General features: G+C 66.8%; 15 protein-coding genes. 2 read left to right on the top strand and 13 right to left on the bottom strand.

The genetic code is table 11. The features are described 5' to 3' along the window. Positions 1-21: 21 nt before the first annotated feature. From rpsS to rpsJ, 6 genes are read right to left on the bottom strand one after another with little or no spacing between them, the layout of a single operon-like run. Positions 22-303, bottom strand: coding sequence for a 30S ribosomal protein S19 (rpsS, locus tag OG456_RS15120; protein WP_100594882.1), 282 nt, complete (start codon positions 301-303; stop codon positions 22-24). Positions 304-315: 12 nt separating this feature from the next. Continuing rightward, positions 316-1,152 carry a 50S ribosomal protein L2 gene (gene rplB / locus OG456_RS15125; RefSeq protein WP_266561187.1) on the bottom strand — a complete coding sequence of 279 codons (837 nt, stop codon included), beginning with the start codon at positions 1,150-1,152 and terminating at the stop codon, positions 316-318. Positions 1,153-1,191: 39 nt separating this feature from the next. Beyond that, positions 1,192-1,608, bottom strand: a complete 417-nt coding sequence (rplW, locus tag OG456_RS15130) for a 50S ribosomal protein L23 (protein ID WP_266561189.1) — start codon at positions 1,606-1,608, stop codon at positions 1,192-1,194. Further along, on the bottom strand, positions 1,608-2,261 hold the full coding sequence (gene rplD, locus OG456_RS15135; protein WP_266561191.1) for a 50S ribosomal protein L4: 654 nt from the start codon (positions 2,259-2,261) through the stop codon (positions 1,608-1,610). Before rplD ends, rplW begins: the two co-directional genes overlap by 1 nt. A gap of 7 nt (positions 2,262-2,268) precedes the next feature. Beyond that, a complete protein-coding gene (gene rplC, locus OG456_RS15140) occupies positions 2,269-2,913 on the bottom strand; it encodes a 50S ribosomal protein L3 (protein ID WP_266561193.1) in 645 nt (214 codons plus the stop codon). A gap of 14 nt (positions 2,914-2,927) precedes the next feature. Then, a complete protein-coding gene (gene rpsJ, locus OG456_RS15145) occupies positions 2,928-3,236 on the bottom strand; it encodes a 30S ribosomal protein S10 (protein WP_003948644.1) in 309 nt (102 codons plus the stop codon). 491 nt (positions 3,237-3,727) lie between these two features. On the opposite strand from rpsJ, the gene OG456_RS15150 reads away from it, so the two are divergent. Together OG456_RS15150 and OG456_RS15155 are read left to right on the top strand one after the other, a co-directional pair. After that, complete coding sequence (locus OG456_RS15150; RefSeq protein WP_266561195.1) at positions 3,728-4,039, top strand: hypothetical protein; 312 nt, start codon at positions 3,728-3,730, stop codon at positions 4,037-4,039. Positions 4,040-4,296: 257 nt separating this feature from the next. Then, a complete protein-coding gene (locus tag OG456_RS15155) occupies positions 4,297-6,306 on the top strand; it encodes a PIG-L family deacetylase (RefSeq protein WP_266569259.1) in 2,010 nt (669 codons plus the stop codon). A 102-nt stretch (positions 6,307-6,408) separates the two neighbouring features. On the opposite strand, the gene tuf is transcribed toward OG456_RS15155, so the two are convergent. From tuf to rplL, 7 genes are all read right to left on the bottom strand, one after another. Further along, a complete protein-coding gene (gene tuf / locus OG456_RS15160; RefSeq protein WP_100594894.1) occupies positions 6,409-7,602 on the bottom strand; it encodes an elongation factor Tu in 1,194 nt (397 codons plus the stop codon). A 138-nt stretch (positions 7,603-7,740) separates the two neighbouring features. Then, positions 7,741-9,867 carry an elongation factor G gene (fusA, locus tag OG456_RS15165; RefSeq protein WP_266561198.1) on the bottom strand — a complete coding sequence of 709 codons (2,127 nt, stop codon included), beginning with the start codon at positions 9,865-9,867 and terminating at the stop codon, positions 7,741-7,743. 39 nt (positions 9,868-9,906) lie between these two features. Further along, positions 9,907-10,377 (bottom strand): 30S ribosomal protein S7, encoded by a 471-nt coding sequence (gene rpsG / locus OG456_RS15170; protein ID WP_116511074.1) that lies wholly within the window; start codon positions 10,375-10,377, stop codon positions 9,907-9,909. A gap of 2 nt (positions 10,378-10,379) precedes the next feature. Further along, the gene (rpsL, locus tag OG456_RS15175; protein WP_003948652.1) at positions 10,380-10,751 is read right to left on the bottom strand and encodes a 30S ribosomal protein S12; all 372 of its coding nucleotides are present in this window, start codon (positions 10,749-10,751) and stop codon (positions 10,380-10,382) included. A 1,129-nt stretch (positions 10,752-11,880) separates the two neighbouring features. Beyond that, positions 11,881-15,780: a DNA-directed RNA polymerase subunit beta' gene (locus OG456_RS15180; RefSeq protein WP_266561201.1), complete on the bottom strand. Its 3,900-nt coding sequence runs from the start codon at positions 15,778-15,780 to the stop codon at positions 11,881-11,883. 122 nt (positions 15,781-15,902) lie between these two features. Continuing rightward, on the bottom strand, positions 15,903-19,388 hold the full coding sequence (rpoB, locus tag OG456_RS15185) for a DNA-directed RNA polymerase subunit beta (RefSeq protein ID WP_100594897.1): 3,486 nt from the start codon (positions 19,386-19,388) through the stop codon (positions 15,903-15,905). A gap of 674 nt (positions 19,389-20,062) precedes the next feature. Continuing rightward, on the bottom strand, positions 20,063-20,446 hold the full coding sequence (rplL, locus tag OG456_RS15190; RefSeq protein ID WP_266561204.1) for a 50S ribosomal protein L7/L12: 384 nt from the start codon (positions 20,444-20,446) through the stop codon (positions 20,063-20,065). Positions 20,447-20,485: the final 39 nt, after the last annotated feature.

Below are 20,485 nucleotides of genomic sequence, written 5' to 3' on the forward strand. Positions count from 1 at the left end.
CATAGTCGATTCCACCCCGCCTTAGCGGCGCTTCGACTTCCGGTCGTCCTTGACGTGACCCCGGAAGGTGCGCGTCGGCGAGAACTCGCCGAGCTTGTGGCCGACCATCGACTCGGTGACGAACACCGGGATGTGGATCTTGCCATTGTGCACCGCGATGGTGTGACCCAGCATGCTGGGGATGATCATCGAGCGACGGGACCAGGTCTTGATGACGTTCTTGGTGCCGGCTTCGTTCTGTACGTCCACCTTCTTTACGAGGTGGTCGTCGACGAAGGGCCCCTTCTTGAGACTGCGCGGCATCTAAACCCGCTCCTAGCGCTTCTTGTTCGTCTTGCGGCGGCGGACGATGTACTTGTTCGAAGCCTTCTTCGGCGAACGAGTACGACCCTCCTTCTGACCCCACGGGGAGACCGGGTGGCGACCACCGGAGGTCTTGCCCTCACCACCACCGTGCGGGTGGTCAACCGGGTTCATCGCCACACCGCGGACGGTCGGACGAACGCCGAGCCAGCGCTTGCGGCCGGCCTTGCCCCAGTTGATGTTCGACTGCTCGGCGTTGCCGACCTCGCCGATGGTGGCGCGGCAGCGAACGTCGACCAGGCGAATCTCGCCGGACGGCATACGCAGGTGGGCCATCTGGCCCTCCTTCGCCAGCAGCTGCACGGAGGCACCTGCGGAGCGGGCGAACTTGGCACCGCCACCGGGACGGAGCTCGATCGCGTGGATCGTGGTACCGACCGGGATGTTGCGGAGCGCCAGGTTGTTGCCCGGCTTGATGTCGGCCCCAGGACCGTTCTCGATGCGGTCACCCTGCGACAGGCCACGCGGAGCGACGATGTAACGCTTCTCGCCGTCGGCGTAGTGCAGCAGCGCGATGCGCGCGGTGCGGTTGGGGTCGTACTCGATGTGCGCGACCTTCGCCGGCACGCCGTCCTTGTCGTGACGACGGAAGTCGATCACTCGGTAGGCGCGCTTGTGTCCGCCACCCTGGTGGCGAACGGTCACACGACCGGCGTTGTTACGGCCGCCCTTGCTGTGCAGCGGGCGGACCAGCGACTTCTCCGGCGTGGACCGCGTGACCTCGACGAAGTCGGCGACGCTGGAGCCACGACGGCCCGGCGTAGTCGGCTTGTACTTGCGGATTCCCATTTCTCAGTCCTCGTCCGATATTCGGACCAAGGCGCTCCGTTAGGAGGCCTGGCCGAAGATGTCGATACGGTCGCCCTCAGCGAGGGTCACGATCGCGCGCTTGCTGTCCGCACGCTTGCCGAAGCCCGTCTTGGTCCGCTTGCGCTTGCCCTGACGGTTGATCGTGTTGACTCCGGTGACCTTGACCGAGAAGACCGCCTGGACGGCCTGCTTGATCTGGGTCTTGTTGGCCCCGGGCGCAACGATGAAGGTGTACTTGCCCTCATCGAGGAGCGCGTAGCTCTTCTCGGAGACGACCGGCTTGAGGAGGACGTCACGGGGATCCGTGAAGCTCTTGCTCAGCGGCGTCTCAACGGTGTTCTTGCCCTCGGCCTCGTGGCGCTTCGCCTTGGCGACGCGCGCGGCCTTGGCGGCCTTGGCCGCCTTGGGGGCAATGCTCGGGTGACGCGTAGCCATCAGGCTTCGCTCCCTTCGGTGTCATTGGCCTGCGGGCCGGACACGAAGGACTCGAAGGCGGCCTGGGTGAAGACCACGTCGTCCGAGACGAGAACGTCGTACGTGTTCAGCTGGCCCGGCTCCAGGATGTGGACCTGGGGCAGGTTGCGAGCGGAGAGCAGCGCGGCCTCGTCGGCACGGTCGATCACGAGGAGCAGGTTCTTGCGCTCCGAGATCTTGGCGAGCAGCGACTTGGCGGCCTTGGTGGAGACTCCGCCGTCGACCACGCCGGTGACGACGTGGATGCGAGCGTTGCGGGCCCGGTCGGTGAGGGCGTGGCGCAGGGCCGCGGCCTTCATCTTCTTCGGGGTCCGCTGCGAGTAGTCACGCGGCTGCGGGCCGTGGACGACGCCACCGCCGGCGAACTGGGGCGCACGGGTCGAACCCTGGCGCGCGCGGCCGGTGCCCTTCTGGCGGTAAGGCTTGCGCCCACCACCGCGGACCTCGCCGCGACGCTTGGTCTTGTGCGTGCCCTGACGGGCAGCGGCCAGCTGGGCGACGACGACCTGGTGGAGAAGCGGGATGCTGATCTTCTCTACGTCGAAGATCTCCGCGGGGAGCTCGACCGTCCCGGCCTTGTCGCCTGCCGGCGAAAGGATGTCAATGGTGCTCATCGGTTCCTCAAACCCCCTTGGCCGCAGTACGGACCAGGACGAGGCCACCGTTCGGACCCGGGACTGCGCCCTTGATGAGGAGCAGACCCTTCTCCGCGTCAACGGCGTGAACGGTCAGGTTCTGGGTGGTGACCCGCTCGTTGCCCATGCGACCCGCCATGCGCATGCCCTTGAAGACACGGCCGGGAGTGGCACAGCCACCGATGGAACCGGGCATGCGGTGCACACGGTGGGCACCGTGGGACGCCTTGCCACCCTTGAAGTTGTGGCGCTTCATGACACCGGCGAAGCCCTTGCCCTTGCTCTTCGCGGTGACGTCAACCTTGACGCCGGCCTCGAAGACCTCGGCAGTGATCTCCTGGCCCAGCGTGTACTCGCTGGCGCCGGAGGTACGGAGCTCCACCAGGTGGCGGCGCGGGGTTACATCGGCCTTGGCGAAGTGGCCCTTGAGGGGCTTGTTCACCTTGCGCGGGTCGATCTCGCCGAAGGCGATCTGGACCGACTCGTAGCCGTCAGTGTCGTTCGTACGGACCTGGGTCACGACGTTCGGACCGGCCTTGACCACGGTGACCGGGACGACACGGTTGTTGTCGTCCCAGACCTGGGTCATGCCGAGCTTCTCGCCCAGGATGCCCTTGATCTGCTTAGCCATCTCTTCCGCGCCTCTCAGAGCTTGATCTCGATGTCAACGCCGGCCGGAAGGTCCAGGCGCATCAACGAGTCAACGGTCTTGGGCGTCGGGTCGAGAATGTCGATCAGGCGCTTGTGCGTGCGCATCTCGAAGTGCTCGCGAGAGTCCTTGTACTTGTGCGGCGACTTGATGACGCAGTACACGTTCTTCTCAGTGGGCAGCGGCACCGGGCCTGCGACCGACGCACCAGTGCGGGTCACCGTCTCGACGATCTTCTTCGCCGAGCTGTCGATGACCTCGTGGTCGTAGGCCTTGAGCCGGATGCGGATCTTCTGTCCCGCCATGGCTACTAGTAGTCCTGTCTCTCGAAACGCTCTGGAACCTGGCGGGCCCTATTCCGTCCTCCTCCGACCCACGCGGTCGGGCGTGTCGCAGTCTCACTGACGGAAATATCCATACGGATTTCCCTGCGAGGGACTGCGGCCCAAGAACCGCGAAGCCGGGGGAAGAAACCCACCGGGCGCCTGGCTGAACGACCTCGCTGCACTTCCCGAAAGATTCCCGTACGTCCGCCCTAGCGCTGCCTTACGGCAGATGGGGCGACGAGTACTGTGGGACTCGCTTCCGGTCCTCCCGGCGGGAGGCGCGCAGCATCGGCACTCAACCGAGCAACCCCGACAGTCTGCCACAGGCCGACCATGCCTGGCCAATCGAGCCGTAGAGAGTACCCCCGGAGTGACGAAGGTCAAACCGGGGGTGGGTGCTGCGGGGCGGCGCGTTCGTGCCGGACGGTCGCCGACATCTCCCGGCAGGCAATCGGAGGGCACCCGAGCCGATGACAGACCTCGCACGCCCGGACGACGACCGCGGCTGCCTGCGGGTGGTACTCGCCCTGCCCTTCGGCGTGCTCACGCTCATCGCCGCGTACTTCTGCTGGACGGCCATCTCCATTCGTCCGTACGGGAGTTGGGACGACGACGCGTACGCGGGCATCGCCCTGTCGTGTGCCGTCACCATTGCGGCCGCCGGATCGGTGGCAGCGCTCTGGCTGCTGCCGTCCGTACGGCGGGTCATCGGGTGGGTATGGGTCGCGCCCGCTCTGGCGCTCGGGATCGCGGCGGCGGTGCGGTGGGGCATCAGCGGCTGAGCCGCGAAACTCCGGCGCCGCGAAGAACGCCGGTTCGGGTGAACAGAACATGTCCTTGCATGGAACCTGCCCCCACTGACGAGCCTCTTCTCGGCTGAAGCACCGAGAAGCAGCGCACATTCCGACCGCTGCGTACGGCGGACGGAGGACGACACGTGCGACGTGGACGTGGGCAGGACAGACATGATCAGAACGCGGTGGACGGCACCGGCGGGCGAATAGCCGACGGAGGCGAGCGCTTCCCTGCGGCGCCCGGTGTGCACGGGCGCCGGGCCGTGCTCATCGGGGGCGCCGCCGTCGCCACCGCCACCGCGGCCGCCCTCGTGGGCCACGCGGCCACGACCGCGCCCCCGGCCATCGCCACCGCCCCCTCCCCCGCCTCCGGCCGCCCCGCGGCCCAGGGCGATCACGCCCTGCTGCTCCAGGTCCTCGCCCACCCCGATGACGACCTGTACTTCATGAACCCGGACACCAGCCAGGCCGTCGCCGCCGGCATCCCGCTGGTCTGCGTGTACGTCACCGCGGGCGAGGCCGACGGCGTCAACAAGATCCCCGGCCGCCCGCACCCCCCGGCCGACAAGTCCGCGTACGCCTCCGCCCGTCACCAGGGGCTCCGCCAGTCCTATGCGACCCAGCTCGGCCTGCCGGTCTTCAGCGGCTGGCGCACCGAGCTCACCACGCTCGCGGGCGGGCACCAGGCCGAGGTGAACACCCTGGAGCACCGGGGCCGCCGCGTCGAGCTGGTCTTCCTCGACCTCGCGATGCACACCCCGGCGGGGCACATGGGCGCCCCGGCACTGTGGCGGGAGCGCGGACTGCCGCTGCGCACGGTCGTCGTCGACGGGTCACCGGTGCGTCGGGCACAGATGTACGACTACGACGGCCTCGTCGACGTACTCGTGGCCCTCTTCGAGCGCTACCGGCCCACTCTCGTACACACGCTCGACCCGGACCCCGACATCCAGCACAGCGATCTGCGGACGCGCATACGTGACAGCGAGCAGCCCGGTTTCTCCGACCACGCCGACCACACGGCCGTGGCCGCGTTCACCTGGGCGGCGCTGATCCGCTGGTCGCAGACCGCGGCGGGCGGGCCTCCCCCGTTCGCGGCCACCGCCTTCCGCGGCTACTACAACCACCACTGGCCCGAGAACCTCCCCGAGGACGTGCTGCACGCCAAGGCCGCCCAGCTGATGCCGTACGGCGCGGCCCCCGACTGGCAGTGCGGCAACCCTTCCGGCTGCGGCGACTACAACGTCGGCGGGGACCGCCCCCTCACCAACCGCAAGGGCTGGGTCCGCTCGACGCACTACCGCTACCCGGGCCCACGGATCGCCCTGGCCCAGGAACCGGACGGCAAGCTGACCGGCTACGGCGTGCTCGGTATGCGTGCCGTCCGCTGGCGCGAAACCCCACAAGGGGACTTCGGCCGGCCCACGGACCTGGGCGGCGGCCCGCTCGCGCCGGCCCTCGGCTCCGCGACCCTGCGCGACGGACGGCAGCTGCTGCTCGGCCTGCGGCTCGCGGCCCTCGAAGGGCGCGGCGGCTCCGACCTGCGCGAGATCGTGGTCCTCGAACAGCGCGCCCCCGGCGGGGAGTTCGGCGCCTGGACCGGTCTCGGCAACCCGGAGACCGATCCCGTGCGCGGCCGCCGCATCGGCGTCCCCGTCGCCGTGACCGCCCGCGACGGACAGGTCCATCTCTTCGTACGGGACGCGGACCAGGGCATCAGTACACGGGTACGCGGCCTCGACGGGCACTGGTCGCCGTGGCGCGGTCTGGGCGGCGGGCCCGTGCAGGACGGTCTGACCGCGGTCGTCGGCGAGGACGGCGGCGTCCATGTGTACGCGCCGGGACGCGACACGGTGCACCACTGGACGCCGGAGGGACCCGCGCCGCTCGCCGGGCTGCCGGTACCCGCCGACGCCGTCGCCGCCGCGGGCGGCCGGCTCTACTACCGGGCCCCCGCCTCCTCCGCGCTGACGGCGACGGCCGGGCCCCCGGTCGACTTCCCCGGCTACGGCCCCGTGACCGCCGGCGGGGCGTACCTCCTGGGCCGGGACACCGTCGGCACGCTCCAGCTGCTGCACCGCGGCCGGATCCAGCGGGCCGCGCGCGACCTGGTCACCCTCGACGGGCCCACCCTGCGCGCCACCCCGCGCGGTCCCGTGGCCGCGGGCCTCTCCCCCGCCGCCCGGCCATGGCTGTGGCGCCCGGACAGCTCCACCGGCACCGGCACCGGCACCGGCACCGCCCGCAAGATCTGAGCCCCCGCCAAGAAGCGCGCATGCGAAAGGGCCCATACGACCGAAGTCGTACGGGCCCCTTCTGGTGCTCGCTGGAGCTACCAGGTCAAACCGTCAAGGAAATTACTTGACGATCTTGGTGACCTGGCCGGCGCCCACGGTCCGGCCACCCTCACGGATGGCGAACTTCAGGCCCTCTTCCATGGCGACGGGCTGGATGAGCGCAACGTTCATCTCAGTGTTGTCGCCCGGCATGACCATCTCGGTGCCCTCGGGGAGGGTCACAACGCCGGTCACGTCCGTCGTGCGGAAGTAGAACTGCGGGCGGTAGTTGTTGAAGAAGGGGGTGTGACGGCCACCCTCGTCCTTCGACAGGATGTAGGCCTGGGCCTCGAACTCGGTGTGCGGCGTGACCGAACCGGGCTTGATGATGACCTGGCCGCGCTCGACGTCCTCGCGCTTGATGCCACGGAGGAGCAGACCGACGTTCTCACCGGCCTGGCCCTCGTCGAGCAGCTTGCGGAACATCTCGATGCCGGTGACCGTGGTGGTGGTCTTCTCGGTCTTGATACCGACGATGTCGACGGTCTCGTTGACCTTGAGGACACCACGCTCGATGCGGCCGGTGACGACGGTGCCACGACCGGTGATCGTGAAGACGTCCTCGATCGGCATCAGGAACGGCTTGTCGACGTCACGCTCGGGCTGCGGGATCGACTCGTCGACGGCGGCCATGAGGTTCAGGATCGACTGACCCCACTCCTTGTCGCCCTCGAGCGCCTTGAGCGCCGAGACCTTGACGACCGGCAGGTCGTCGCCCGGGAACTCGTACTCGGAGAGGAGCTCACGGACCTCGAGCTCGACGAGCTCCAGGATCTCCTCGTCGTCCACCATGTCGGCCTTGTTCAGGGCGACGACGATGTACGGAACGCCGACCTGGCGGGCCAGGAGCACGTGCTCCTTGGTCTGCGGCATCGGGCCGTCGGTGGCGGCGACCACGAGGATGGCGCCGTCCATCTGCGCGGCACCCGTGATCATGTTCTTGATGTAGTCCGCGTGACCGGGGCAGTCGACGTGCGCGTAGTGACGCGTCTCCGTCTGGTACTCGACGTGCGCGATCGAGATCGTGATACCGCGCTGGCGCTCCTCAGGAGCCTTGTCGATCTGGTCGAAGGCCGAGGCCTCGTTCAGGTCCGGGTACGCGTCGTGCAGCACCTTGGTAATGGCGGCCGTGAGGGTCGTCTTACCGTGGTCAATGTGACCGATGGTGCCGATGTTGACGTGCGGCTTAGTCCGCTCGAACTTCGCCTTCGCCACTGGGTCCTCCTGTGGAGTGGTTCTGTACGCCTTGCTTCATCGGCGCCAGGTGATCTTTGCTGGGAAACCCGCCGCCGGGGTCCGGGATTCACGAACCCCAGCGGTCGGTGTCAAGCCTAAAGCGTGAACTCGGGTGAGTTACTCGCCCTTGGCCTTCGCGATGATCTCCTCGGCGACGTTCCGCGGAACCTCGGCGTAGGAGTCGAACTGCATCGAGTAGCTTGCGCGACCCGACGTCTTGCTGCGGAGGTCGCCGACGTAGCCGAACATCTCCGAGAGGGGCACGAGGCCCTTCACGACACGGGCGCCGCTGCGCTCCTCCATGGCCTGAATCTGGCCACGGCGGGAGTTGATGTCGCCGATGACGTCGCCCATGTAGTCCTCGGGCGTGGTGACCTCAACGGCCATCATCGGCTCGAGCAGCACGGGCTTGGCCTTGCGCGCGGCCTCCTTGAAGGCCTGCGAACCGGCGATCTTGAACGCGAGTTCGGAGGAGTCGACCTCGTGGTAGCCACCGTCGAGAAGGATGACGCGGACGCCAGTCATCTCGTAGCCGGCCAGGATGCCGAACTGCATGGCCTCCTGCGCACCCGCGTCCACCGACGGGATGTACTCCCGGGGGATGCGGCCACCGGTGACCTTGTTCACGAACTCGTACGTGGCGTCGCCGCTGTCGATCGGCTCGATCGCGATCTGCACCTTGGCGAACTGACCGGTACCACCGGTCTGCTTCTTGTGGGTGTAGTCGTGACGCTCGACGGCCTGACGGATCGTCTCGCGGTAAGCGACCTGCGGCTTGCCGACGTTCGCCTCGACGCGGAACTCGCGCTTCATGCGGTCGACGAGCACCTCGAGGTGAAGCTCGCCCATACCACCGATGATGGTCTGGCCGGTCTCCTCGTCCGAGTGGACCTGGAAGGAGGGGTCCTCCTCCGAGAGACGCTGGATGGCGACACCCAGCTTCTCCTGGTCGCCCTTGGACTTCGGCTCGATGGCGACCTGGATGACCGGCGCCGGGAAGTCCATGGACTCCAGGATCACCGGGCTCTTGTCGTCACAGAGCGTCTCGCCCGTGGTGGTCTGCTTCAGACCCATGACGGCGACGATGTCACCGGCGCCCACCGACTCGATCTCCTCACGCTTGTTCGCGTGCATACGGTAGATCTTGCCGATGCGCTCCTTCTTGCCCTTGACGGAGTTCAGCACGGCGGTGCCGGACTCCAGGCGGCCCGAGTAAACCCGGACGAAGGTGAGCTTGCCGAGGTGCGGGTCGCTCATGATCTTGAACGCCAGCGCCGACAGCGGCTCGTCGTCGGACGGCTTGCGCTTGACGACCGTCTCCGCGTCCTTGACGTCGTGGCCCTCGATGGCCTCGACGTCCAGGGGCGACGGCAGGTAGCGCACGACGGCGTCGAGCAGGGGCTGAACGCCCTTGTTCTTGAACGCGGTGCCGCAGAACACGGGGGTGACGGTGGTGTCGCCGCCCTTGCCGGAGGCGATGGTGATGCGACGGACCGCCGCGTACAGCTGGTCCACCGAGGGCTCAGTGCCCTCGAGGTACAGCTCCATCATCTCTTCGTCGTTCTCCGCGACGGCCTCGAGTAGCTTGCCGCGCCATTCCTCGGCAGCCTCGGTGTGCGTGGCCGGGATGTCGACGATGTCGTACGCCTCGCCCTTGGCGGCCTCGGCCGACCAGACGAACGCCTTCATCGTGACGAGGTCGACGACACCCTGGAAGTCCATCTCAGCGCCGATGGGCAGCTGCATGACCAGCGGGGTGGCACCGAGGCGGTTGACGATCATGTCGACGCAGCGGTGGAACTCGGCGCCCGTACGGTCGAGCTTGTTGACGAAGCAGATACGCGGCACGCCGTAGCGGTCCGCCTGACGCCAGACAGTCTCGGACTGGGGCTCAACGCCGGCAACGCCGTCGAACACCGTCACGGCACCGTCGAGGACGCGGAGCGAACGCTCCACCTCGACGGTGAAGTCCACGTGGCCCGGGGTGTCGATGATGTTGATGGTGTGGTCGACATCGTTCAGCGGCCAGTGACAGGTGGTGGCAGCAGAGGTGATCGTGATGCCACGCTCCTGCTCCTGCTCCATCCAGTCCATGGTCGCGGCGCCGTCGTGGACCTCACCGATCTTGTACGAAACACCGGTGTAGAACAGGATCCGCTCGGTGGTCGTCGTCTTGCCCGCGTCGATGTGAGCCATGATGCCGATGTTGCGCACCTTGGCCAGGTCAAGTGAAGTGGTAGCCATATCGGCTCAGTCTTCTCTCGGTCTCGATGTGGGTAGCGACTACCAGCGGTAGTGCGCGAAGGCCTTGTTGGACTCGGCCATCTTGTGGGTGTCCTCACGCTTCTTGACGGCAGCGCCAAGACCGTTCGAGGCGTCGAGCAGCTCGTTCATGAGGCGCTCGGTCATGGTCTTCTCGCGGCGGGCGCGGGAGTAACCCACGAGCCAGCGCAGCGCGAGCGTGTTGGCGCGACCGGGCTTGACCTCGATCGGCACCTGGTAGGTGGCGCCACCGACACGGCGGGACTTGACCTCGAGGGTCGGCTTGATGTTCTCCAGCGCGCGCTTCAGCGTGATGACCGGGTCGTTGCCCGACTTCTCACGCAGACCCTCCATGGCGCCGTACACGATGCGCTCGGCGGTGGAGCGCTTGCCGTTCAGCAGCACCTTGTTGATGAGGGAGGTCACCAGAGGAGAACCGTAGACCGGGTCAATGATGACCGGGCGCTTCGGGGCGGGGCCCTTACGAGGCATTCTTACTTCTCCTTCTTGGCGCCGTAGCGGCTGCGGGCCTGCTTGCGGTTCTTGACACCCTGGGTGTCGAGCGAGCCGCGGATGATCTTGTAACGAACACCAGGCAGGTCCTTCACACGGCCGCCACGCACGAGCACGATGGAGTGCTCCTGCAGGTTGTGTCCCTCACCCGGGATGTAGGCCGTGACCTCGATGCCGCTGGTCAGACGCACACGCGCGACCTTACGGAGGGCCGAGTTCGGCTTCTTCGGGGTGGTCGTGAACACACGCGTGCAGACGCCGCGACGCTGAGGCGAACCCTCAAGTGCGGGCGTCTTGTTCTTCTCGACCTTGTCCTGCCGGCCCTTCCGGACCAGCTGCTGGATCGTAGGCACTACTTCTCCGGTTTCTGTGTGCCGAATAGTAAAGCTAACCTGGAACATTTCCCGACCCACGCGGTCGGGTGTGTCGAATACTGTGAACTCCCGCCGCCAAGCGGGAAGGGCGCAGATTACGGCGGCCCGTCGCGGACTCCCGTAGCGGCTGACGACACGCACAGGAGCCCAGGCACACCCCAGGCACAAGGTCTGAGCGTACCTACCTCATCGGGTTCGGTCAAAACAAATGCAGTCCACCGCGACACGCCGGACTTCTCGCACCCCCGAACCATCCGTTCGTGGCCCGATCCTGGCCATCCCATGTTCACGCACCACTCGGTTTGAGTAGCTTGATCGCTCGTTGTGACGATCGGGGGGCACATGCCAGGTGCACCTACCGGGTGACGGAGGTCTCGACGACCGCGTCCCCTTCCTGACCTGCCTGGAGTCCGATCGCCCGAGTGGCGAGCGGTGAGCGCGACCGTCCCGACACGGCTGACCCGTGAACTCCTTCAGCTCGCGCGGCCGGTCAGCCGCGGCTTCTCGATCGAGGGCAGCCCATGCACCGAGCACGCGGCCCAGGAGGCGCTGGAGGCCGGCGGCTTCGCGGCGGGCATCGGCCTGACGGTCCCTGCGTCCTGCGGCTGCGCCTGGACGAAGAGGCGATCGCGCTGGCGGCGTCGGAGCGTGGGCCCTTCACCTCGCCCAGCACCCCGAAGGCACGCGGCTGGTCGTCGGCGGCATCCAGAAGGACCAACTCTCGCCCATAGGCAACGAGTTGGAACTGCTGGCCGGGGACTCGCCGGAGGACTTCCAGGAGACGGAGTCCGCCCGCGCGCTTCTTGCCGGCGGTCAACGACTTGATCGAGCAGCAGCCTCCGGCTCCGGCGGGGCAGGGAGCGCCGCCCGTGCGTCCGTACGCGCCGCCCCCGTCCGGCACGCCGTACGTCCCCCAGCAGGCGCCCGGGGCCCCCTACGGGCCGCCCTGCGCGGCCGCCGGGCCCACCCCCGCGGTGCCCCCGGCCCCCGGTTCCCGGTTCGGGCGCGGCCACCACCACCCGCGGCACGCCTGGGCAGGCCTGCTCGGCACGCCGAAGGGCGCCCACCCCGTGAGAACGGAGTGGGCGCCCTTCGTCAGACGTACGCCTTACTGGTTGTACGGACCGTAGTCGTAGTCCTCCAGCGGAACGGCCTGGCCGGAGCCCGTGCCGAACGGCGAGTAGTCGATGTCGTCGTAACCGACGGCCGAGTACATCGCGGCCTTGGCCTCTTCGGTCGGCTCGACCCGGATGTTGCGGTAGCGGGACAGACCCGTACCGGCCGGGATGAGCTTACCGATGATGACGTTCTCCTTGAGGCCGATGAGGCTGTCGGACTTGGCGTTGATCGCCGCATCCGTCAGGACTCGGGTCGTCTCCTGGAAGGAGGCGGCCGACAGCCAGGATTCCGTCGCCAGCGAGGCCTTGGTGATACCCATCAGCTGCGGACGGCCGGAGGCGGGGTGACCGCCCTCGGTGACCACACGACGGTTCTCGGTCTCGAACTTCGAGCGCTCGACGAGCTCGCCCGGCAGCAGCTCCGCGTCGCCGGACTCGATGATCGTCACGCGGCGCAGCATCTGCCGGATGATGATCTCGATGTGCTTGTCGTGGATCGACACACCCTGCGAGTTGTAGACCTTCTGGACTTCGCCGACCAGGTGGACCTGGACCGCACGCTGACCAAGGATCCGCAGCACGTCGTGCGGGTTCGTGGCACCGACGGTGAGCTTCTGGCCCACCTCGACCGCGTCGCCCTCGCCGACCAGGAGACGGGCACGCTTCGAGATCGGGAACGCCGTCTCGTCGCTGCCGTCGTCCGGGGTGACGACGAGCTTCTTGGTCTTCTCGGTCTCCTCGATCCGGACGCGGCCCTTGGCCTCCGAGATCGGGGCGACACCCTTCGGCGTACGAGCCTCGAAGAGCTCGACGACACGGGGCAGACCCTGGGTGATGTCGTCACCGGCCACACCACCGGTGTGGAAGGTACGCATCGTCAGCTGGGTACCGGGCTCACCGATGGACTGGGCGGCGATGATGCCGACCGCCTCACCGATGTCGACCAGCTTGCCGGTGGCCAGCGAGCGTCCGTAGCAGAAGGCACAGGTGCCGACCGCGGACTCACAGGTCAGGACCGAACGGGTCTTGACCTGCTCGACGCCGTTGGCGACCAGCGCGTCGATCAGGACGTCACCGAGGTCGACGTTGGCCGGCGCGATGACCTTGCCGTCGATGACGACGTCCTCGGCCAGCATGCGGGCGTACACCGAGGTCTCGACGTCGTCCGTCTTGCGCAGCGTGCCGTCGGCTCCGCGCTCGGCGATCTTCAGCTTGAGGCCACGCTCGGTACCGCAGTCCTCTTCGCGGATGATGACGTCCTGCGAGACGTCCACCAGACGACGGGTCAGGTAACCCGAGTCGGCGGTACGCAGGGCGGTGTCCGCCAGACCCTTACGGGCACCGTGCGTGGAGATGAAGTACTCCAGAACGGTGAGGCCCTCACGGAAGGACGCCTTGATGGGACGAGGAATCGTCTCGTTCTTGGCGTTGGACACCAGACCACGCATACCCGCGATCTGACGCATCTGCATCATGTTTCCTCGGGCACCCGAGTCAACCATCATGAAGATGGGGTTCGTCTTCGGGAAGTTCGCGTTCATCGCCTCGGCAACCTCGTTGGTCGCCTTGGTCCAGATCGCGATGAGTTCCTGAGTGCGCTCGTCCTTGGTGATCAGACCGCGCTCGTACTGCTTCTGGACCTTCTCGTCCTGCGCCTCGTAACCCGCGACGATTTCCTTCTTCGCCTCGGGAACGACGACGTCGGAGATGGCCACGGTGACACCGGAACGGGTCGCCCAGTAGAAGCCGGCCGCCTTCAGGTTGTCGAGCGTCGCCGCCACGATGACCTTGGGGTAGCGCTCGGCGAGGTCGTTGACGATCTCGGAGAGCTGCTTCTTGCCGACCGAGTAGTCGACGAACGGGTAGTCCTCGGGCAGCAGCTCGTTGAAGAGCGCGCGGCCCAGCGTCGTACGCAGACGGAAGCTGTCGCCCGACTGGTACTCGGCCTCACCCTCCTCGGCAACCGGCGGGGTCCAGCCGCGCGGCGGGATGGTGCCCACCGGGAAGCGGATGTCGACGGACGACTGGAGCGCGAGCTCGCCGTTGTCGAACGCCATGGTCGCCTCGGCCGTGGAGCCGAACGCGCGGCCCTCGCCCTTGACGTCACGGAGCTCACCGTCGGTGGTCAGGAAGAACAGACCGAGGACCATGTCCTGGGTCGGCATCGTGACCGGACGGCCGTCGGCCGGCTTGAGGATGTTGTTCGAGGACAGCATCAGGATGCGGGCCTCGGCCTGCGCCTCCGCGGAGAGCGGCAGGTGCACGGCCATCTGGTCACCGTCGAAGTCCGCGTTGAACGCGGTGCAGACGAGCGGGTGGATCTGGATGGCCTTGCCCTCGACCAGCTGCGGCTCGAAGGCCTGGATGCCGAGGCGGTGCAGCGTCGGCGCACGGTTCAGGAGAACCGGGTGCTCGGCGATGACCTCTTCCAGGACGTCGTACACGACCGTACGGCCGCGCTCGACCATGCGCTTGGCGCTCTTGATGTTCTGCGCGTGGTTCAGGTCGACCAGGCGCTTCATCACGAACGGCTTGAAGAGCTCCAGCGCCATGGCCTTGGGCAGACCACACTGGTGCAGCTTCAGCTGCGGGCCGACGACGATGACGGAACGCGCCGAGTAGTCGACTCGCTTGCCGAGCAGGTTCTGACGGAAACGACCCTGCTTGCCCTTGAGCATGTCGGACAGCGACTTCAGCGGACGGTTGCCGGGGCCCGTGACCGGGCGACCACGACGGCCGTTGTCGAAGAGCGCGTCGACGGCCTCCTGAAGCATGCGCTTCTCGTTGTTCACGATGATCTCGGGGGCACCGAGGTCAAGGAGTCGCTTCAGGCGGTTGTTGCGGTTGATCACGCGGCGGTACAGGTCGTTCAGGTCGGAGGTCGCGAAGCGGCCACCGTCCAGCTGCACCATCGGACGCAGGTCCGGCGGGATGACCGGCACGCAGTCGAGCACCATGCCCTTGGGGCTGTTGCTGGTCTGCAGGAACGCGGAGACGACCTTGAGGCGCTTGAGCGCACGGGTCTTCTTCTGGCCCTTGCCGGTACGGATGATCTCGCGGAGGCGCTCGGCCTCCTCCTCGAGGTCGAAGGACTCCAGGCGCTTCTGCAGGGCAGCGGCACCCATGGAGCCGTCGAAGTACGTGCCGAAGCGGTCACGCAGCTCGCGGTAGAGCAGCTCGTCACCTTCGAGGTCCTGGACCTTGAGGTTCTTGAAGCGGTTCCACACCTCGTCGAGGCGGTCGATCTCGCGCTGCGCACGGTCGCGCAGCTGCTTCATCTCGCGCTCGGCACCTTCGCGCACCTTGCGGCGCACGTCGGCCTTGGCACCCTCGGCCTCGAGCTCGGACAGGTCGGTCTCGAGCTTCTTGGCGCGGGCCTCCAGGTCGGAGTCGCGACGGTTCTCGATCTGCTGACGCTCCACCTGGACGTGCGCCTCGAGGGAGGGCAGGTCGCGGGTGCGGCGCTCCTCGTCCACGAACGTGATCATGTACGCCGCGAAGTAGATGACCTTCTCGAGGTCCTTCGGGGCGAGATCAAGCAGGTAGCCGAGGCGCGACGGAACGCCCTTGAAGTACCAGATGTGCGTGACAGGGGCGGCCAGCTCAATGTGGCCCATCCGCTCACGACGCACCTTGGCGCGAGTGACCTCGACGCCGCAGCGCTCGCAGATGATGCCCTTGAAGCGGACACGCTTGTACTTACCGCAGTAGCACTCCCAGTCCCGGGTCGGACCGAAGATCTTCTCGCAGAAGAGTCCGTCCTTTTCGGGCTTGAGGGTGCGGTAGTTGATGGTCTCGGGCTTCTTGACCTCGCCGTGAGACCAGGTCCGGATGTCGTCCGCGGTGGCAAGGCCGATCCGCAGCTCGTCGAAGAAGTTGACGTCGAGCACTGTGCGTCAATCCCTCTTTCGGGGTTGTGCCCCTCGCGTTAGCGAAGTAAGGCGCTTCATCATGGTCTGAACGGTCCCGGGGATGGCCGGGGGCTCCTTGTGGGAGCCCCCGACCAGGCCCGTCAGACCTCTTCGACGCTGCTCGGCTCGCGCCGGGACAGGTCGATACCGAGCTCCTCCGCCGCACGGAAGACGTCCTCGTCGGTGTCGCGCATCTCGATGGACATGCCGTCCGAGGACAGCACCTCCACGTTGAGGCAGAGCGACTGCATTTCCTTGATGAGCACCTTGAAGGACTCGGGAATGCCCGGCTCGGGAATGTTCTCGCCCTTGACGATGGCCTCGTAGACCTTCACGCGGCCGGTCACGTCGTCGGACTTGATCGTCAGGAGCTCCTGGAGGGCGTAAGCGGCACCGTAAGCCTCAAGCGCCCACACCTCCATCTCACCGAATCGCTGACCACCGAACTGAGCCTTACCACCCAGCGGCTGCTGGGTGATCATGGAGTACGGACCGGTCGAACGGGCGTGGAGCTTGTCGTCGACCAGGTGGTGCAGCTTGAGGATGTACATGTACCCGATCGAGATCGGGTCCGGGAACGGCTCACCGGAGCGGCCGTCGAACAGGTTGGCCTTGCCGGACGGCTGGACCAGACGGTCACCGTCGCGGTTCGGGATCGTGGCCTCGAAGAGACCGGAGATCTCGTCCTCACGGGCACCGTCGAAGACCGGGGTCGCGACGTTGGTGCCGGGGGCGACCTGGTCGGCGCCGATGGCCTGCAGGCGCTGGGCCCACTCGTCACCGAGGCCGGAGACGTCCCAGCCGCGGCTGGCGAGCCAGCCGAGGTGGATCTCCAGGACCTGTCCCGGGTTCATTCGGGACGGCACACCCAGCGGGTTGAGGATGATGTCGACCGGAGTTCCGTCCTCGAGGAACGGCATGTCCTCGATCGGAAGGATCTTCGAGATAACACCCTTGTTGCCGTGGCGGCCGGCGAGCTTGTCACCGTCCGTGATCTTGCGCTTCTGCGCCACGTAGACACGAACCAGCTGGTTCACGCCCGGCGGCAGCTCGTCGCCCTCTTCACGGTCGAAGACGCGGACGCCGATGACCTTGCCGATCTCACCGTGCGGCACCTTCAGCGAGGTGTCGCGCACCTCGCGCGCCTTCTCACCGAAGATCGCGCGGAGCAGGCGCTCCTCGGGCGTCAGCTCGGTCTCACCCTTGGGCGTGACCTTGCCGACGAGGATGTCGCCGGCGACGACCTCGGCACCGATACGGATGATGCCGCGCTCGTCGAGGTCGGCGAGGACCTCTTCGGAGACGTTCGGGATGTCCCGGGTGATCTCCTCCGGGCCGAGCTTGGTGTCACGGGCGTCGACCTCGTGCTCCTCGATGTGGATCGAGGAGAGGACGTCGTCCTGCACGAGGCGCTGCGACAGGATGATCGCGTCCTCGTAGTTGTGACCCTCCCACGGCATGAACGCCACGAGCAGGTTCTTGCCGAGCGCCATCTCGCCGTTCTCGGTCGCGGGACCGTCGGCCAGGACCTGGCCCTCGATCACGCGGGCGCCCTCGTCCACGACAACCTTCTGGTTGACGGAGGTGCCCTGGTTGGAGCGCGAGAACTTCGCGAGGCGGTACGTGGTGTACGTGCCGTCGTCGTTGGCGGTGGTGATGTAGTCCGCGGAAACCTCCTGGACCACACCGTCCTTCTCCGCCTTGAGCACGTCGCCCGCGTCGGTGGCGCAGCGGTACTCCATGCCCGTGCCGACGAGCGGCGCCTCGGACTTGATGAGCGGAACGGCCTGACGCATCATGTTCGCGCCCATGAGGGCACGGTTGGCGTCGTCGTGCTCGAGGAACGGGATCATCGCGGTCGCGACCGACACCATCTGGCGCGGCGAGACGTCCATGTAGTCGACGTCGTCGCCCGGGATGTAGTCGATCTCGCCGCCACGACGGCGGACCAGGACGCGGTTCTCGGTGAACCGCATGTCCTCGCCGAGGCCGGCGTTGGCCTGGGCGATCACGAAGCGGTCTTCCTCGTCCGCGGTCAGGTAGTCGACGTCGTCGGTGACGACGCCCTCGACGACCTTGCGGTACGGCGTCTCGACGAAGCCGAACGCGTTGACGCGACCGTAGGAAGCCAGCGAACCGATCAGACCGATGTTCGGGCCTTCAGGCGTCTCGATCGGGCACATGCGGCCGTAGTGAGACGGGTGCACGTCACGGACCTCGAAGCCGGCCCGCTCACGGGAGAGACCACCCGGGCCAAGCGCCGACAGGCGGCGCTTGTGGGTGAGACCCGACAGCGGGTTGTTCTGGTCCATGAACTGCGACAGCTGGCTGGTGCCGAAGAACTCCTTGATGGAGGCGACGACCGGCCGGATGTTGATCAGCGTCTGCGGCGTGATCGCCTCGACGTCCTGAGTCGTCATGCGCTCGCGGACGACGCGCTCCATACGAGCCAGACCCGTGCGGACCTGGTTCTGGATGAGTTCGCCGACGTTACGCAGACGACGGTTGCCGAAGTGGTCGATGTCGTCGGTCTCGACGACAATCGATACACCGCTGTCGCCAACGGTCTCGGTCTCACCGGCGTGCAGCTTCACCAGGTACTTGATCGACGAGATGATGTCCTCGACGGTCAGGACGCCGGCGTCCAGCGGGGCTTCGCCGCCCAGCTTCTTGTTGACCTTGTAGCGGCCGACCTTCGCGAGGTCGTAGCGCTTCGGGTTGAAGTAGAGGTTCTCGAGCAGCGTCTGCGCGGCCTCGCGGGTCGGCGGCTCGCCCGGACGCAGCTTGCGGTAGATGTCGAGGAGCGCGTCGTCCTGGCCCTGGGTGTGGTCCTTCTCCAGGGTGGCGCGCATGGACTCGTACTCGCCGAACTCCTCGAGGATCTGCTCGGTCGTCCAACCGAGAGCCTTCAGGAGAACGGTGACGGACTGCTTGCGCTTGCGGTCGATGCGGACACCGACCATGTCGCGCTTGTCGATCTCCATCTCGAGCCAGGCACCCCGGGACGGGATGACCTTGGCCGAGAAGATGTCCTTGTCGGACGTCTTGTCGATCGAGGAGTCGAAGTAGACGCCCGGCGAGCGGACGAGCTGCGACACAACGACACGCTCGGTGCCGTTGATGACGAAGGTGCCCTTGTTGGTCATGAGCGGGAAGTCGCCCATGAAGACCGTCTGGGACTTGATCTCGCCGGTCTCGTTGTTGGTGAACTCGGCGGTGACGAAGAGCGGGGCGCCGAACGTGAAGTCGCGCTCCTTGCACTCGTCGATCGAGTTCTTCGGCGGCTCGAAGCGGTGGTCGCGGAACGTCAGCGACATCGACCCGGAGAAGTCCTCGATCGGAGAGATCTCCTCGAAGATCTCCTCCAGACCGGACTTCCTGGGGACGTCCTGTCCGCTTTCAAGAGCCGCCTCGACACGAGCCTTCCACGCGTCGTTGCCGAGCAGCCAGTCGAAGCTTTCGGTCTGCAGCGCAAGAAGGTTCGGAACCTCGAGGGGCTCCTTGATCTTTGCAAAGGAAATGCGCAGCGGGGCGGTGCTGGCGCCGTTGTTCGTATTCGCGGTCGAGGCAGTGCGCGAGGCGGCCAAGAGGGGGTCCTTCCGAGGGCTCGGACTCACTACGCGCGTACCGGTCCCAAGCTGGCACGGAGGCAGAAGCTTCCCGAATCGACCCGTGAGGGCCAGGTCAGGAGGACTTCAGTCCACGGTGCTGGAGCGAGGGCATGCCCCTGGTGACGGGCAGGGAGCAGCTAACAGGCAGCGCAAAGGGTCAGTGTAGCCACTTGGCTCACTGATGTCCAGTGCGGGTTTTTTGAGACCCTCGTTGTCCTCAACGACCCTCGTCAGACCCTCGTTGTTCTCAACAGCTGCAACACGTCACCACGTCACTCGTGGCACGCACATCCTTACTGCCCTCTTCGTCGCCGATCCATGCCTCGGATCCGGATCGTTGTGACGACGCGTCCTGAGAATTGCGCGCTGCGTGCGGTTCGTCAAGGCCCCGTCCTGTACGAACGGGGCTGCCCCGACCCCCGCACTCACCAGCAGGCACCCGCAGGCCCCGCTCCAGGCACCGGCTCCAGGCACAACGAAGATCACCATACTCGTCGGGACCGTCAGTGCAAGGCAGCCGAAGCTGGAGCGCCAGCGGCCGTCCGAAAAGCCTGAAGGGCGACCACCCAGTTGGGTGATCGCCCTTCAGTACGTTCGCGTTACAGCCCTACGCGAGAGCCGCTCAGCAAGGAGTCAGCAGACTCCCGAGGTCACTTGACCTCGACGGAGGCGCCGGCGCCCTTGAGGGACTCGGCAGCCTTCTCCGCGGCGTCCTTCGCGACCTTCTCGAGGACGGGCTTCGGGGCGCCGTCGACGAGGTCCTTGGCCTCCTTGAGGCCGAGGGAGGTGAGCTCGCGCACGACCTTGATGACCTGGATCTTCTTCTCGCCGGCGCCGGTGAGGATGACGTCGAACTCGTCCTGCTCCTCGACGGCCTCAGCGGCGGCACCCGGGCCGGCCGGGCCGGCGACGGCGACGGCCGCGGCGGCGGTGACGTCGAACTTCTCCTCGAAGGCCTTCACGAACTCGGAGAGCTCGATGAGGGTCATCTCTTCGAACTGCGCGAGCAGGTCGTCCTGGGACAGCTTCGCCATGATGGCGTCCTTCCACTAATTCGGCAGGTGCCGGATGTA

Origin of the sequence: Streptomyces sp. NBC_01446, assembly GCF_026340095.1 — a bacterium.
In the GTDB taxonomy this organism is placed as follows: domain Bacteria; phylum Actinomycetota; class Actinomycetes; order Streptomycetales; family Streptomycetaceae; genus Streptomyces; species Streptomyces aureus.